General features: G+C 48.7%; 12 protein-coding genes. 2 read left to right on the forward strand and 10 right to left on the reverse strand.

The window, feature by feature from the left end; genetic code table 11:
* Nucleotides 1-18: 18 nt before the first annotated feature.
* The 6 genes from IV433_RS23240 to rfaD all read right to left on the reverse strand — a co-directional run bounded on the left by IV433_RS23240 (nt 19) and on the right by rfaD (nt 6,256).
* On the reverse strand, nt 19-1,026 hold the full coding sequence (locus IV433_RS23240) for a glycosyltransferase (protein WP_195816130.1): 1,008 nt from the start codon (nt 1,024-1,026) through the stop codon (nt 19-21).
* 138 nt (nt 1,027-1,164) lie between these two features.
* Nucleotides 1,165-2,169: a glycosyltransferase family 8 protein gene (locus tag IV433_RS23245; protein ID WP_195816131.1), complete on the reverse strand. Its 1,005-nt coding sequence runs from the start codon at nt 2,167-2,169 to the stop codon at nt 1,165-1,167.
* On the reverse strand, nt 2,156-3,259 hold the full coding sequence (locus IV433_RS23250) for a glycosyltransferase family 9 protein (protein ID WP_195816132.1): 1,104 nt from the start codon (nt 3,257-3,259) through the stop codon (nt 2,156-2,158). The genes IV433_RS23245 and IV433_RS23250 overlap by 14 nt, the downstream gene beginning before the upstream one ends.
* Nucleotides 3,260-3,261: 2 nt before the next feature.
* Nucleotides 3,262-4,245 carry a lipopolysaccharide heptosyltransferase RfaC gene (gene rfaC / locus IV433_RS23255; RefSeq protein ID WP_195816133.1) on the reverse strand — a complete coding sequence of 328 codons (984 nt, stop codon included), beginning with the start codon at nt 4,243-4,245 and terminating at the stop codon, nt 3,262-3,264.
* Complete coding sequence (rfaF, locus tag IV433_RS23260) at nt 4,245-5,294, reverse strand: ADP-heptose--LPS heptosyltransferase RfaF (RefSeq protein WP_195816134.1); 1,050 nt, start codon at nt 5,292-5,294, stop codon at nt 4,245-4,247. The genes rfaC and rfaF overlap by 1 nt, the downstream gene beginning before the upstream one ends.
* A 29-nt stretch (nt 5,295-5,323) precedes the next feature.
* Nucleotides 5,324-6,256 (reverse strand): ADP-glyceromanno-heptose 6-epimerase, encoded by a 933-nt coding sequence (gene rfaD / locus IV433_RS23265; protein ID WP_101079915.1) that lies wholly within the window; start codon nt 6,254-6,256, stop codon nt 5,324-5,326.
* A gap of 242 nt (nt 6,257-6,498) precedes the next feature.
* Here rfaD and kbl point away from each other — a divergent pair, with 242 nt between their 5' ends.
* Together kbl and tdh are read left to right on the forward strand one after the other, a co-directional pair.
* Nucleotides 6,499-7,695, forward strand: a complete 1,197-nt coding sequence (gene kbl, locus IV433_RS23270) for a glycine C-acetyltransferase (RefSeq protein ID WP_195816135.1) — start codon at nt 6,499-6,501, stop codon at nt 7,693-7,695.
* Nucleotides 7,696-7,704: 9 nt separating this feature from the next.
* Nucleotides 7,705-8,727 (forward strand): L-threonine 3-dehydrogenase, encoded by a 1,023-nt coding sequence (gene tdh / locus IV433_RS23275; protein ID WP_195816136.1) that lies wholly within the window; start codon nt 7,705-7,707, stop codon nt 8,725-8,727.
* A gap of 58 nt (nt 8,728-8,785) precedes the next feature.
* Here the strand turns inward: tdh and IV433_RS23280 are convergent, their stop codons facing one another.
* The 4 genes from IV433_RS23280 to envC form a co-directional block, all read right to left on the reverse strand.
* Nucleotides 8,786-9,715 (reverse strand): hypothetical protein, encoded by a 930-nt coding sequence (locus tag IV433_RS23280; RefSeq protein ID WP_195816137.1) that lies wholly within the window; start codon nt 9,713-9,715, stop codon nt 8,786-8,788.
* 2 nt (nt 9,716-9,717) lie between these two features.
* On the reverse strand, nt 9,718-10,941 hold the full coding sequence (locus IV433_RS23285; RefSeq protein ID WP_195816138.1) for a glycosyltransferase: 1,224 nt from the start codon (nt 10,939-10,941) through the stop codon (nt 9,718-9,720).
* Nucleotides 10,942-11,124: 183 nt separating this feature from the next.
* On the reverse strand, nt 11,125-12,057 hold the full coding sequence (locus IV433_RS23290; RefSeq protein ID WP_195816139.1) for a divergent polysaccharide deacetylase family protein: 933 nt from the start codon (nt 12,055-12,057) through the stop codon (nt 11,125-11,127).
* Nucleotides 12,058-12,059: 2 nt separating this feature from the next.
* The gene (envC, locus tag IV433_RS23295; RefSeq protein ID WP_195816171.1) at nt 12,060-13,325 is read right to left on the reverse strand and encodes a murein hydrolase activator EnvC; all 1,266 of its coding nucleotides are present in this window, start codon (nt 13,323-13,325) and stop codon (nt 12,060-12,062) included.
* Nucleotides 13,326-13,485: the final 160 nt, after the last annotated feature.

The following is a 13,485-nucleotide window of genomic DNA, read 5'->3' on the forward strand; positions in this document are numbered from 1 at the left end:
ATCACTTTCTGAAACATCTCATGCGAGTTTCTTTTTCAGGTCATGAAGGCGTTTCAGCCACAACAATAATTGCCACCATTGTTTAGGGCCACGTGCATTACGGAGCATTATGTTGCGCGTGCCAGAAGTGTAAATATCATTAATGATGGCTTTTTGTGCAGCAGGATCGGGCTCACGACGAACCGAATGACACACCGTCAGTGCCTCACGGGTAACCTGGCGATGGAACTCTGCATAGATTTTCACTTTATCTTTATATTGCCGGTTCAGTTCATCGAGCATTTTGGCAATTCTCAGATAATGTCTTTGGTATTCAACGTTTTTCATCCCTGTCCGCTTTTGGTTACTGATAGACTGACCGTGGATGTAATAACGATAAAGTATTGTCTGGGTATATCTCACGCGTCGCGCGTTGAACATTACCTCGGTGGTCCAGGGAATATCCTGGTGATGCAAACCGGGCTCAAAATAAAGTCCATGTTTCTTAATGAGTTCCAGTCGGTAAACGCCAAGCCAGACCACATGCAAATAGCGGTTGGTTGCCAGTGCCGTTTTCAACCAGTATGGCCCATCCAGCACGCCGGTAGACGTTAGGCGGTCAGTGGGAATAATCGGTTTTACTTTTTCCGAGCCGACGAAATAACGTTCACCATTACATTGTGCGACATCCAAATTATCCTGTTCACACATTTCTATCAGCGTTTTGTACATATTCGGATCGATTATGTCATCTGCATCAGGGAAAGTGACATATTGGCCTTGAGCAATATCGAGACCCGCATTTCGCGCGCGCGAAACCCCTCCGTTTTCCTGATGGATTACGCGGATATGAGGAAATTTGTCTGCATATTCTTTCGCCACCCGATCAGACCCATCCGTCGAACCGTCATTAACAATGACAATTTCGAAGCTGTTCAACGTCTGAGCAACGAGAGAGTCCATAAAGTTTCGGAACATTGCCCCTGCATTGAACATCGGGATAATTGCGCTGAGCTGAATGTTTTCGGAGGTCGTTGTAAGGGTCATATCACACAATTCCCACTGATAATAATAGATCTCTTCTCAGAGAGCTTGAGAAAGTAACAGCCAGATTATGGGGCAACAAATATCTCTGTCCGTTTTCATTCCCTGAACGGTTTTTTATGTTGAATGGCCGAACATGAATCATAAAACCTTAGCCCTGAAAAGTTTATAATTCATATATTTAAACGTCCAATATAGGCTGCTTCCATATTGGCCTTTATGCCAAAGTGCCTGCGCATAGCGTTTCATTTCTTTATAAGAAACTGGCATATCATGTGGGGTCGATTTCCAGGGTGACCTTTCATAGTATTGATCATAAATAGCGGCCAGTTCCCCCGTCCCCCAAAGATGCCAGGGCTTACATTTACCGGTGTAGTGGATTAATACCGTATCCTGAGGTATTGCTATTTTTTTTCCGACTTTGTTTAAAATGATGTCACATATGAAATTATATTTTTTAGGCAGCAACATGACTTCATGTTCAAGCGTAATATTGAGTGCATCTTGATCCGGGAAATTGAGCACTTCGCCATGAACAGAAAGTGTTTGAATGATTCGCTCTGTGGTCATTTTTTCAGTCCAAAGAGGAACGTTGATATATAAAAAACCAGAGTTGAAATAATTTCCACTTTCAAGGCCAAGTTTAGGGCAGAGTTTATTTCTTGCACGCCCGGTATCATTAACTGCAGCAAGAGTAAATTTGCTTATGTCTAATTCGCTTAATGCTTTATAACTGCCAATGCAAAGAGTATCTGCATCAAGGTAAAGTAATTTTGATGTGACATCAGAAAGAATATACGGCGTGAACAGACGGTAATAAATCGCCTGCGGATAGCGTCCCATAAGTGGCAAATCTGTAAAAGCCGACTCTTGGAACACATAGCACGTCATTGCTAAAGGATGATTGGCGGCAAGTTCAAGCAGCAAAGATTTAGATTTTTGGTCCAGACCGCTGCCAAAGATATGAATATGGAATGCTAAATCTGGGTTGTTTTCCAGAACTGAAAAAATAGTGATCCCCATGCCGCGGGCATACGCATTGTTTACTCCGAACGCAATATGAACAACAGGCAATGCTGAAAACTCTAAATTGTTTACGAGCTCTTCTTTATGCTCGAGATAACTTAGGTATTCATGGTTGTGCATGATTCTGTTCCTGGCGTGTTCTGCTGATCACAAATGAACGTATTTGACTTAACTGTATCGGACTTAGAGAAAAAAGTTCTTCGGCACTGTGTTTGAATATATAAGGTGCTGAAAATATGTAAGATTCTGGGGCTAAATCCTTATCTTCAGGTGTCAGAATCAATGGATCAAAGGTTGGGTGCTGCTCTGCGAGATCACAAGGACCCGCAAGGCACACAACCGGAACATCCACTGCATCAGCGATATAAATATTGCCTGAATCAGAGGCGACATATAAATCCATCAATGAAATAGCATGCGGAACTTCATGTAACTTTAGCTTACCGATCAAACTGATGATGTTTTCACTTGGTTCTGTTTTTGCCAGCAACTGAGCAAGGTACTGCTGTTCATTTTCAGGGCCAAAAACATAAAAAGAGCAGGGTAAATCCGACAGGCATCCAAGGATGCGAATCCAGCTTTCTGTCGGAATTGTTTTTGCTTTATTGCCGGCAGAAATGCTGATGCCTATTTTTATCGGCTTACTTTCAGCCAGTTCAGCTACGATTTCATTGGGTATCCACAACGGATAGGTCGCATGTTTATGATAGCTCTCTGCCGTTAAAGCCGGATCTGCCAGCTTCAGATAACTCTCCAGCGTGAAGTCTGTTTTCTGATGTAATCGAATAACATCCGCAGTCTGATAGAAAATCCAGTGATACCACTTTCGAGTATAAGCGACCAGGAACGCTTTTTTACTGGCATTGCAAAATGCCGCATAGAAAGCATTAACGCTGTTGGGTTGCAGCAAATATACGTTGTCATAGCGGTTGAGCAGAGTAAAGGCGAGACGAATCTTACTGAAGAAGGTTTTTTTATGCTCTTCAATGAGATAGATATTCCCGATTGTCGAATCCCGCTCAGCCAGAGGTAAAACAGTTTTGCTGATCAGGACATCAGATTTTTTTAGATGCTTAAGCAGTGGCGTGATATTAACGAAATCGCCAATTTTAGCGGTTTGTATGACCAAATTTCGCCCTGTACGCTGGTGGAAAGGTTTCATCAGCATCTTGAACGGCCACAGCAGGATGAAAATAATCACGTAGCTCATGGTCAGTTCATTTCCTTTTCTGCAGAAAGAATATCATCCAGACGATCAAACACTTGTCCCGCCTTCAGATTTTCTAAAGAATTGCCATCTGCTTTCAGGACGAACTGATTCTTCCCATATCCCCCGATCAGCCCGGGATCTGTCGGGCCGTAAAGCGTGATATTTGGGCGATCCAGTGCGGCAGTCAAATGACTCAGGCCAGTATCGACTGAAACGACAGCCTTTGCCCCTGCCAGCACTTCGGCCACATTTTGCAGGCTTAATTTTGGTAATACTTCAACGAAAGAGAAACCTTCTGCAAGTCGCAGCGCACGCTGATATTCGTGTTCCGCGCCCCACGGCAGTTTGATACGGATATTCTGCGTACTGAACAGGCCAATCAGTTCACGCCAGTGCTCTTCTGGCCAGTGTTTATCTGCGCGAGTGGTGGCGTGAAGGAAAACCAGATACTGGCCAGCATCTTCCGGTGGATGTGAAAGGAAGCGTGCGGCGATGGCATAGTCGCCCTGAATCGCCGGCTTTTCATAGCCCAGACTTTTTGCAAAAAGCTCACGGGTGCGTTCTACAGCATGCTGTTTTTTATCGATCTCGTGACGCTGATTGTAAAACCAGCTGGCAAAAGGCTCGCGGGCACTTTTGCAATCCTGACCGTGCTTTTCGCCTTTTGCGACACGGGTAATCAGTGCCGCGCTTTTGATCAGGCCTTGTGCGTCGATGACCGCATCGTAAGTCCGTGACTGCACTTCACGTTTGAAATCACAACGCTGCTGGCGGGTTTCAGAACCAAACCAGTTTTTGCGCCAGCGACGGATTGCTACCGGGATAACGCGATCTACCGCCGGATGCCAGCCGGGAATTTGCGTGAAACCTTCCTCCACGACCCAGTCAAACCGGATCCCGGGGATAGCCTGCATGGCATCCGTCAGTGCCGGGAGAGTATGCAGAACGTCACCCATTGACGATGTTTTGACGATGAGAACCCGCATTACTGCTCCTTCCCTGAATTCAGTAACTGACTTAATTCCTGATAAACCTGTTCTGGCTGAATATCGATCAGACTCTGGTGGTAGCCTTCTTCGGCATCGCCTTTGCGGACTTTATGATAGCCGGTGATGAGGCGGATAACTTTGGCCTGATGGCTGAGCGGCGGAGTGAAATCCGGACTGCTTGGCCCGTACAGGGCAACCAGCGGTTTATCCAGCGCGGCCGCCACGTGCATTAGCCCTGAGTCATTGCTGACGACGGCCTGACAGGCGGCAATCATTACAACCGCCTGATCCAGCGACGTTTTACCCGCCAGGTTCAGGCAGAAAGGCTGTGCGCTTTCCGTTAGTGACTGGCGGATTTGTTCTCCCGCCGGGTGGTCTTTCGCAGAACCAAAGAGCACCACCTGCTGGCCTTCGCCAATCAGTTTTTCGGCAAGAGCGGCATAATGATAGTGCGGCCAGCGCTTTGCCGGGCCAAATTCTGCTCCCGGACAAAAGCCCACAAGCGGCCTGTTATCGCTGATGCCAAAGGAGATTTTAACCGCCGCCACTTCCGCTTCTGACACCTGTAATTTTGGCCAGAGAATTGGCTGCGGCAGGTCGGCAGCGGTGCGGATTTGTTGCGCGTCGTAGCCGAGTGCAGCATAGCGCTGAACCATCAGAGGGAAGGCGGCTTTATCAAGAACACGCAGGTCATTGAGCAGACCATAACGCATTTCGCCACGCCAGCCGGTACGCTGAGGAATGCGGGCAAAGAACGGAACCAGCGCTGATTTGAACGAGTTAGGCAGCACGAAGGCGCGCTGATATTGTTCGCCACGAAGCGAAATGCCCAGACGGCGGCGCTCACCGAGTTCCAGAGCACCGTGGCCTAACGGCATCGGCAGAGCCTGACGCACTTCCGGCATCCGGTCGAGTAAAGGACGGCACCATGCAGGTGCCATCACGTCGATTTGCGCTTGCGGATGCGCCGCTTTCAGCGTGCGGTAGAGACTTTGTGACATCATCATGTCACCGACCCACGACGGCCCAATTACCAGTATTTTCATACCGTTAATCCATTCCTCAATCAGCGGACTTATACTGTGCGGTTAAGCCAGCTCATGTATTCCGTTACGCCTTCAGCAACCGTTTTAAACGGTTTGTCGTAACCGGCGTTACGCAGCGCGGTCATATCGGCCTGAGTAAAGGACTGATAACGGCCTTTCAGTTTTTCCGGGAAAGGAATGTATTCGATATCGCCAGATTTGTGGTATGCAACGACGGCATCTGCAACGGCCTGGAACGATTCTGAACGGCCCGTCCCGCAGTTGAAAATACCGGAAACGCCGTTCTGCCAGAACCACAGGTTCACGGCGGCTACGTCACCCACGTAAATGAAATCGCGTTTGAACCCTTCGCTGCCTGAGAACAATTTCGGATTTTCACCGGCTTTGATCTGATTGTTCAGGTGGAACGCTACGCTGGCCATGCTGCCTTTATGGCCTTCACGCGGTCCGTAGACGTTGAAGTAACGGAAACCACAAATTTGTGAATCCGCATGAGGCAGGATCTCGCGAACATACTGGTCAAACAGGAACTTGGAGTAGCCGTAGACGTTCAGCGGTTGTTCATATTTACGGTCTTCTACAAAGCTGGTGCTCTGGCTGCCGTAAGTGGCGGCAGAAGAGGCGTAAAGGAAAGGAATGCTACGATCCAGGCAATAATGCAGGATATCTTTGGAATACTGATAGTTGTTATCCATCATGTATTTGCCGTCCCACTCGGTGGTGGAAGAGCAGGCGCCTTCATGGAAGATGGCGTCGATATCACCCAGATCGTCGCCAGCAACGATGCTGGCAATGAAATCTTCTTTATCGCAGTAATCCGCGATATCCAGATCAACCAGATTGACGAATTTCGTGCCGTCTTTCAGGTTGTCTACCACCAAAATATCGCGGTATCCCATATCATTGAGCGATTTAATAATATTGCTGCCGATAAAACCAGCGCCGCCAGTGACGATTATCATGGGATTCACCTTTAATCTTTAGAAGAGCCACGCACCATGCGCAGCTTATACATTGGGTAATATCATAACACTTCATTATGAAGCTCACATTGGGAAGGTGTCCTATAACACGCATTCTTGTGTTTCAGGTGGTAAGGCGTGAACTATGCTGCAAAACGAAGATATTGTGAGCGGTTCCATCGTTATTTCGCAGTCAGGTTAGTAAGGTATTCCGTGAATGAGCCATTTCAGGAGAATACTGTATGTCTGTTTCGTTTTATCGCCAGTTAGAAGATCAGCTTGACCAGGCGCGTGCCGAAGGGCTGTTTAAAGAAGAACGCATTCTGACCACGCCTCAGCAGTCCGAAGTATCCGTCGCGGGCGGCAAGCCGGTCATCAATTTTTGTGCGAATAACTACCTCGGGCTGGCAAACCATCCGGAATTAATTCAGGCCGCAAAGGCGGGGCTCGACAGCCACGGTTTTGGCATGGCATCGGTACGTTTCATTTGCGGAACGCAAGATACTCATAAAGAACTCGAACATCGCCTTGCAGATTTTCTCGGGATGGACGACGCCATTTTGTATTCCTCCTGCTTTGATGCCAACGGCGGATTATTCGAAACACTGCTGACCGAAGAAGACGCTATTATTTCTGATGCACTGAATCACGCGTCAATTATTGATGGAGTTCGTCTTTGCAAAGCGAAACGTTACCGCTATGCCAATAATAATATGGCCGAACTTGAAGCGTGTCTGGAGCAGGCGAAAAAGGACGGCGCACGTCATATTCTCGTGGCGACAGACGGCGTGTTTTCGATGGATGGCGTCATTGCCAATCTGAAAGGCGTTTGCGATCTGGCGGAGCGTTTCGATGCGCTGGTCATGGTAGATGATTCCCATGCCGTTGGTTTTGTTGGCGCGGAAGGGCGCGGAACGCACGAATATTGCGACGTTATGGGCCGCGTGGATATCATCACCGGAACGCTCGGCAAAGCGCTGGGCGGCGCGTCCGGCGGATATACCGCCGCGCGTCAGGAAGTGATCGACTGGTTACGTCAGCGCTCCCGTCCTTATCTTTTCTCAAACTCTCTGGCTCCTTCGATTGTCTCCGCTTCCCTGAAAGTCCTGTCGATGCTGGAAGCCGGCAGCGAGCTGCGTGAAAAGCTGCTGAGCAATGCAAAACTCTTCCGTGAAAAAATGACCGCTGCCGGTTTCACGCTGGCCGGGGCCGATCACGCCATTATTCCCGTGATGCTCGGCGAAGCGCGGCTGGCACAGGAATTTGCCGCGCTGCTTCAGCAGGAAGGTATCTACGTCACCGGCTTCTTCTATCCAGTGGTGCCACAAGGGCAGGCGCGTATCCGCACACAAATGTCTGCCGCGCACAGCACGGAACAAATCGAAAAGGCGATCAGCGCCTTCACCCAAATTGGCAAAAAACTTGGCGTGATCGCCTGAGGAGAGTCTGTGAAAGCCTTAGCAAAACTGAAACGTGAAGAAGGCATCTGGATGACCGATGCGCCGGTGCCGGAGCTGGGACATAACGATTTGCTGATCAAAATCCGTAAAACTGCCATCTGCGGTACGGATGTTCACATTTACAACTGGGATGCGTGGTCGCAAAAAACTATTCCGGTACCGATGGTGGTCGGGCATGAATATGTCGGCGAAGTCGTGGGGATTGGTCAGGAAGTGAAAGGTTTTAGCCTTGGCGACCGGGTTTCAGGTGAAGGGCACATTACCTGTGGCCATTGCCGCAACTGCCGCGGTGGCCGCACGCATTTATGCCGAAATGCACAAGGTGTGGGCGTTAACCGTCCAGGCGCTTTTGCGGAATATCTGGTTCTGCCTGCCTTTAATGCTTTTAAAATTCCGGACAATATTTCCGACGATCTGGCGGCTATTTTCGACCCTCTAGGCAACGCTGTGCATACCGCGTTATCGTTTGATCTGGTCGGGGAAGATGTCCTGATCAGCGGTGCAGGCCCGATTGGCATTATGGCTGCGGCGATTTGCAAACATGTGGGTGCCCGCCATGTGGTGATCACGGACATGAATGAATATCGTCTGGAGCTGGCCCGTAAAATGGGCGTAACCCGCGCGGTGAATGTCAGCCAGCAAAGTTTGCAGGACGTCATGGAAGAGCTTGGCATGACTGAAGGTTTTGACGTGGGACTCGAAATGTCCGGCGCTCCGGCGGCGTTTCGCAGCATGCTCAATGCTATGAATCACGGCGGGCGTATTGCGATGCTGGGTATTCCGTCAACCGAAATGGCTATCGACTGGAATCAGGTCATCTTCAAGGGGTTGTTCATCAAAGGGATTTATGGCCGGGAAATGTTTGAAACCTGGTACAAAATGGCGGCGCTGATCCAGTCAGGTTTAGACCTGACACCGCTGATTACGCATCATTTCCCGATCGATGATTTCCAGAAGGGTTTCGATGCAATGCGGTCCGGCCACTCAGGAAAAGTGATTTTGGACTGGTAGTGCTGACGCCATTCAAAACAAATCAGGCCCGTGATATTCACGGGCCTTTTCTGAGCGATTACACTGCCGGGTCGGCGGCCTGCTTCTCTGCATCTGTCAGATAGCGGACTTTACGTGTGTAATCCTGTCCTTTAAATAACAGTTTGTTAGCCGGTGACTCGAGGTATTTTTGCCATTCGGATAACGGAAATCCTCCATGAGCACCAATCACTTCTTTAGGAATAACTGACGGCGTTCCGCCAATTTTCTTTGAAACCGGCCAGTTCATCCAGTCACCAAGATTGACGCTTTTGATATCGAGAGTATCAAGCATGGCGGCTAGTGGCAGCTGATCTGTCGGTGGCTGGTTATCCGGCAGAATGTTCCAGGTATCTCTGAAAAACATAATCCACAGCGGAGATAAGCGTTCCCAGGTTTTACGTGTTGCCGCTAAAAATGCCCCGTTAACATGGTCGACAATATAGGGGCGAACGCTATTTTTATAATAGGCCGGGATGGTTTCCGGGTCGCAACCATCAAGTTTCGCAATCATTTTCCCCTGACGGAAACTGGAGTAGATATGATTATCCTGTAGCTGAATTTCCGGCATTTTAAGCAGATTAAGATCGGAGTCGATCATCAAAATACCGTCGGTTCTGGCCTGCAAAGGTGCCATAAGTTTAATCAGTCGGCTGAGATAGATTTGCTTGTAGCGATAATCACCAGGCTTCGTCTCCGTATTTAGCGTCACAATACGAACTTTAGCAGGCAGCGGTCGGAACTGACTGGCGTCCTGATCGGTCACAATCACGATTTCCACTAATTCGGTGGCAAATCTGTCGGCAAATTCTGCACACAGGCAGGCTTCTTCAATATAGTCAGCACCCGCCGACGGGATCACAACAGATGTCACCGTATACTCAGGCATTCCAGCTGTCACGGTTTCTGCATAAGGCAGGTTATGACGTGAAAGAATATGGCGATATTTTGAGTTTAGAAATTTGAACATTTTCAGCCTTGTTGCTTATTTACGCTGCTTAAAACGGTTTCAACACCTGAGACATATTTTTCAATAGCAAACCTTTCACGAACCACAGAGTTTGCCTGTAGCGCAATTTCATTTCTCAGGTGTTCGTTCAGATACAGGGTTTTCATATGGTTGAAGAGCATCTCAATATCGCCATATTCGAAGAGCATGCCCGTTTCTGTATTTTTGACGAGTTCAGCAGTACCGGTGACATTTGAGCCAATAACCGGTGTTTTAAGTAACATCGATTCTAAAACGACCCGCGGCAAACCTTCGCTTTTAGAACCTAAAATAAAGGTATCGAAAGCTGCCAGATATTCCAGTGCATTGTGCTGAAAACCGGTAAAGACGACTTTATCCAGAATGTTCAGGGTTGATGCCTGTTGGATCAGCTTACGAAGATTAGGGCCTTCGCCGACAAAAACCATCTTCCATTTTGCTTCAGGGAACGTGCGGTTAAATTTATCCAGTGCCAGCAAAGTAAACTGATGCGCTTTACGGTTGATCAGTGAGCCGATGCTGCCAAAGATGAAGGTTTCTTCGGTTGTCCCGAGCGTCTCACGGATATTTTTCCCATCTGGCAAAGGCTGGTTGATATCTATCCCATTGAAGACGGTGAAGCATAATTCCTTACGAACGCCGCGTCTTAGCAGTTGTTCCTGCACACCCTGAGAAACCGAAATTATACTGTGGCAGAATTTGTTCACGATACGTACAACATCCCGGCTAAGAACAGGCTCAATGCGACAATGTTGGACAATCTGTGTCGGTAAACCGTCAGTAGAATAATAGCCTTCCACATTAGAGCTCGGCTGATTATTCATATATAAAATATCAAACTGGCCGAGTTCAAGCAGGGAGTGGATTTTGCGAATATTAGGGTTAATTCGCCAAATTTTGTCGACAGCGTAAATGGCTTTTTGACGTAAATTGCTACTGAAGAAAAACAGCGTTCTTAAAACTTCTTTGCTGATTTTTGCCCAGGTCGGCTGCTTTGCCTGAGGAATAAAAAACACCGGTACATTCAATGAGTTTAATATCTGACCGATGGTTTCTCCGTTGTCACGGGCGTAATCGTTGTAGAAGCAGCAACTGATTTCGAATTTATCGCGATCGATTCTTTTCAGCAGTTCTAACATGCTGTTAGTTCCGCCTCCCCATTCTTTGCCGCTATCCAGCAGCAGAATTTTAAATCGATCTTGCCCCATCGGTTAGTGCTCCTGCTCAGTCTGAATAAGATAATTAGCAGCCTCCATTATAGGAGGCAAACTCTATAAGCTCTACCTCTTTGATATGTTCATTAAAATCTTTATATTCAATATATTGAATGAATTTTTAAGAACTATCCATCGGGCTTATAGTTGTAATCTGAAGGCTAATCTGGCGAACGCCTATTTTTTGATGAGTCCGACCCAAACCCCATATTGCCGTTCTGCGAACTGAATGGCTGGAAGCGATTGCAGGCTTTCTCCCACGACGGTAAACAAGCTGCCGGCATAAACTGGCGGTACAGGATGTTTGGTCCGGCACTGGCTGATGCCTTTGCGTGATGGTTTGGCAGGCGGGATATTTACCGGTTTGCCGGAAGGTGCGCTGCGCTGGGCTTCATCCAACAAATCACTTGGGCGCACCAGCACAATATCTGACGGTAAATTTGGCAGCATTTGTTGCAGCACTTTTACCGTCGTCGGGTGCGGGTGGCCGATGGCGATCGCATAACCATTTTTGCGGGCTAACTGAATTGCGCGCTCGAACTGGCGGCGGATTTCGGCTTCATTCTGCACATCATCTAAAAAGACATTGCGCTTGATGACTTTCACTCGGGTGCCCTGAGCGGCTTTGACCGACTGAGTATTGCCGATCGTCATGCTGTCGAGGAAGAAGAGGTTATGGGCGTTCATGGCCTGCATGACGTTTTCCATGCCAGACAGGCTGGAGGTCATGGCGCTGCCCATATGGTTATTGATGCCGATGGCGTAAGGGATATTACTGATAGCCTGATCGACAATGCGCTTCACTTCAGCTGCACTCATGGACGGCGTCAGCGTATTTTTTTCCAGCGGTTGCTTACTCAGCGGCGCCATCGGCAGGTGGATCAGGATTTCACGTCCCTGCTGATGGGCCTTGTTCATCATCATCTGCGAATCTGGCGCATTGGGGAAAATCGCTACGGATACCGCTTTTGGCATCTGAAGTACCTGGTTTTCCTCATGCTGGCGATAACCAAAGTCATCTATCAGGATGGATAACTTCGCTGCCTGAACCTGACAAACGAATAACGCAGTACCACAAAGGGCAGCTAAAACGGACTTTTTATATCGCAATGCTATCTTCCCAACCACGGCTGTGGATTGACTGCCTGACCCTGACGACGAATTTCAAAATACAGCGATGGCTGGCCCTGTCCGCCGCTGTTTCCAACTTTAGCAATGGCCTGACCGGTTCTGACCTGGTCCCCGACGCTGACTAACGCATCCTGATTGTATCCGTACAGGCTCATATCACCTTTGCCGTGATCGATGACCACAACCAGCCCGTAACCTTGCAACCAGTCAGCCAGAATGACACGACCGTCGGCAATTGCGCGGACGTCGCTGCCCTCTCTTGCTGAAATAACAATACCTTTCCAGCGTAGTTCACCCTGAAGCTGTTCGCCGAAGCGATGTATCAACGAACCGTTAACCGGCCACATATTCTGGCCGGATGGTCTTCCCAGACCGCCGGTTCGTGCCATCAGTGATTGCTCACTTTGGGTCGGTTTATAGGTGGTGCCGGTTTTCTTCGCCTGCTGCTCTTTCGCCCGGACGGCGGCGGCTTCGCGCGCTTCCTTTTCGGCCCGGGCTTTTGCTGCACGTTCAGCGGCGGCAATTTTATTCTGCAAGCTGGCTTCGTTGGCGCGCAACTCGGTCAGGCTTTGCTCATCTTTTTGCAACGAGGATTCCAGCGCCGTCAGCGTTTGTTTTCGCGCCGAACGGGCCTGCTCAAGTTTTTGTTGCTGCGTCTGCTGCTCGCCTAACAGGCTTTTTTGCTGGGTCTCTTTCGATTGCAGGGAAACCCGCTGTTCGGCCAGTTTGGTACGCGTTTGTTTAAGTTCTTCGATGGTTTTCTGGCGGGCTTCATTCAGATAGCCAAAATAGGCCATGATGCGTTCGCTGCGTTCGGTCTCTTCACCGCTTAACAGCAGTTGCAGGCCTTTATGCTGGCCGATACGGAATGCCGCATCCAGCTGCTTTGCAAGAATGGCTTCCTGCGTTTTCTGCTGTTTTTGCAGTTTATCGATAGAGGCATTCAGCCCGGCGATATCTTTATTCAGCGTCGCCAGTGTCGACTGTGTCCCGCGTAACTGAGTGCTGGCTGAGGCAATGGTTTTTTCCTGTGCCTGCAACTGTTGCAACAACGTTCCGCGCTGCTGTTTCTGCTGCTTTACGCTTTTCTCTTTTTCCGCAATGTTCTGCTGAATGGTTTTGAGCTGATCTTTGTTTTCGTCAGCGTGCACACTCACGGAGAGGGTTAACAATGAAGCGCAAAGTAATAAGGCAGGAGATGGGAAGGCAGATACGGCCTTGTCCTGAGCGGAAAGGCGGGTTCTCATCAGGCTGAAATGAATGAATTTGCTCAAACTTTTTTCCGCTTGTCGACCGTGGATGATAGACAATATGGCTGTCCCTTATCTTATCGTAACACTAATCAACCGGCTGATGCACAAACAAAAAAGGCGTACCAGCCTGCGCTGATACGCCTTAAATTCGCTT

The organism is Rahnella laticis (assembly GCF_015644585.1).
Lineage (GTDB): Bacteria > Pseudomonadota > Gammaproteobacteria > Enterobacterales > Enterobacteriaceae > Rahnella > Rahnella laticis.

What these genes read in the sequence shown, in the direction of transcription:
- IV433_RS23250 (WP_195816132.1), bottom strand. Translation starts at nt 3,259, where the DNA reads ATGAGCTACGTGATTATTTTCATCCTGCTGTGGCCGTTCAAGATGCTG.
- IV433_RS23280 (WP_195816137.1), bottom strand. Translation starts at nt 9,715, where the DNA reads ATGTTCAAATTTCTAAACTCAAAATATCGCCATATTCTTTCACGTCAT.
- IV433_RS23285 (WP_195816138.1), bottom strand. Translation starts at nt 10,941, where the DNA reads ATGGGGCAAGATCGATTTAAAATTCTGCTGCTGGATAGCGGCAAAGAA.
- IV433_RS23240 (WP_195816130.1), bottom strand. Translation starts at nt 1,026, where the DNA reads ATGACCCTTACAACGACCTCCGAAAACATTCAGCTCAGCGCAATTATC.
- kbl (WP_195816135.1), top strand. Translation starts at nt 6,499, where the DNA reads ATGTCTGTTTCGTTTTATCGCCAGTTAGAAGATCAGCTTGACCAGGCG.
- rfaD (WP_101079915.1), bottom strand. Translation starts at nt 6,256, where the DNA reads ATGATAATCGTCACTGGCGGCGCTGGTTTTATCGGCAGCAATATTATT.
- envC (WP_195816171.1), bottom strand. Translation starts at nt 13,325, where the DNA reads ATGAGAACCCGCCTTTCCGCTCAGGACAAGGCCGTATCTGCCTTCCCA.
- rfaF (WP_195816134.1), bottom strand. Translation starts at nt 5,294, where the DNA reads ATGAAAATACTGGTAATTGGGCCGTCGTGGGTCGGTGACATGATGATG.
- IV433_RS23245 (WP_195816131.1), bottom strand. Translation starts at nt 2,169, where the DNA reads ATGCACAACCATGAATACCTAAGTTATCTCGAGCATAAAGAAGAGCTC.
- rfaC (WP_195816133.1), bottom strand. Translation starts at nt 4,245, where the DNA reads ATGCGGGTTCTCATCGTCAAAACATCGTCAATGGGTGACGTTCTGCAT.